Source organism: Corallococcus praedator (genome assembly GCF_003612125.1).
Classification (GTDB): Bacteria; Myxococcota; Myxococcia; order Myxococcales; family Myxococcaceae; genus Corallococcus; species Corallococcus praedator.
Window position 1 is genome coordinate 1 of the sequence record NZ_RAWI01000750.1, and the last position, 1,363, is coordinate 1,363.

Genomic DNA, 1,363 nt, shown 5'->3' on the forward strand with positions numbered 1-1,363 from the left:
GGGCGCAGGCCGGGTGCGCTGGGGGAGCGCACGCCGGGGCTGGACGGCCGGGACACGACGCCGGGGCTGGAGGGCCGGGACACACCGGGGCTGGACGCGCGGCCGTTGCTGGACGGCATCCGCGCGCGGCCCTGGGACGGCTCCGACGACGGGGACTGCCACGCGGCCAGCTGGTCCTTGAAGCTGGGCGGCAGCTCCACCTTGCGCCCCTCCGCGGTCAGCTCCTCCGCGAAGAGGTAGGACATGAGCTGGCTCAGCATCGTGGGCGTGAAGCGCGGCGTGTCGCGGTAGAGCATCTCCACCAGCGACTCGCTCAGGTCCTTCGCCGTCTGGTAGCGCGCGTCGCGGTCCACGGCCATCGCGTGCGCGACGATCTGCTCCAGGTCCTCGCCCACGCCCGGGTTGATGGCGGACGGGGGCAGGCAGTCGCCGTCGATGATGCGGGGCAGCACGGTGACGAACTCGCCCTCGAAGGGGCGCCGGCCGCACAGCATCTCGTAGAGGACGATGCCCGCGGCGTACACGTCCGTGCGCGCGTCCAGGTCCTGCTGTCCCCGGGCCTGTTCGGGGGAGAAGTACGGGTACTTTCCCTTGAGGGTGCCCGGCGACGTCTTGGCTTCGACGGCGCTCGTGGCCTTGGCGATGCCGAAGTCGATGACCTTGACCTCGCCCTCGTAGGAGATGAGGACGTTGTCGGGGGACACGTCGCGGTGGACCAGGCCCAGCGTCTGGCCGTCCTCGCCCACGTGGCGGTGCGCGTAGTCCAGGCCCTCGCACAGCTTGCTGGCGATGTGCAGCGCCAGGGGCTGCGGCAGGAAGCCCACCCCGGCGCGGGCCGCGCGGCGCAGCACCTTGGACAGGGGCTGGCCGTGCACCAGCTCCATGGCGATGAAGTACTGCCCGTCCACTTCACCGAAGTCGAAGATCTGCGCGATGTTGCCGTGCGTGAGGCCGGCCGCGACGCGCGCTTCGCTGATGAACATCTCCACGAAGTCGTGGTCGTCCACGAAGTGCGGGAGGATCTGCTTGATGACGCACGGCTTCGTGACGCCGGCCGCCCCCGTCAGGCGCGCGCGATACGTGACGGCCATGCCCCCCGCGGCAATCTTGGAGACCAGGACGTACTTGCCGAATTGCTGGGGACTGGGTTCTGCCACGGGCGATCAGACGGGGCCGGTAAAGGGGGAAAGCCCGAGCATACTCGCCTTCGCCCGAAAGTCCCGGGCGCGCTCGCATGGCATGCGAAGATTTCGCTCCAGGTGCTGAACCGGGGGGAGGCGGGCGTGGTGGGTTGTGACAACCCGTGGAAATGACTGGACGTCCAGGGTGGGTGGGCGGCGGGTGTGAGGTGGGCTGCTGTCGC

1 protein-coding gene is annotated in these 1,363 nt (G+C 70.0%); it reads right to left on the minus strand.

Annotated elements, in window-relative coordinates:
• Positions 1-1,157: serine/threonine protein kinase (locus D7Y13_RS41455; RefSeq protein WP_147452649.1), on the minus strand; the 1,157-nt coding region annotated here is incomplete at its 3' end.
• Between the last annotated feature and the right edge of the window lie 206 nt (positions 1,158-1,363).